The organism is Bacillus sp. SIMBA_074, from assembly GCF_046534555.1.
Taxonomy (GTDB): Bacteria; Bacillota; Bacilli; order Bacillales; family Bacillaceae_G; genus Bacillus_A; species Bacillus_A mycoides.
Genome location: NZ_JAWRYM010000918.1, coordinates 1 through 252, shown reverse-complemented (window position 1 = coordinate 252; position 252 = coordinate 1). Strand labels below are relative to the sequence as shown.

Here is a 252-nt window from a genome sequence, read left to right as displayed (position 1 = left end):
CTGCCCTTTTGTAAGGTCATATTCTTTAAATTCTATATTACTTATAGAATCTAATGCCCTTGCTATCATTCCAATTTCACGAAGAATTTCCTTCATAATTAACTCCTTAGTACGTATTTTAGTTGCAAATGCAATAAAATTGATATGTATTAAATTTAACTTAAATTCGTTGCATTTGCAACAAAAAATAATGATAAAGGGGTCGAGTAGAGTGAAATATGTTTTTTATGTATTAGGAATTTTAATATTAAC

At 26.6% G+C, this 252-nt stretch carries 1 pseudogene; it reads right to left on the bottom strand.

Features of this window, described 5'->3' with window-relative positions:
- Positions 1-96: pseudogene (locus SB773_RS33450) on the bottom strand (MarR family transcriptional regulator); the annotation flags it as partial.
- Positions 97-252 lie beyond the last annotated feature (156 nt).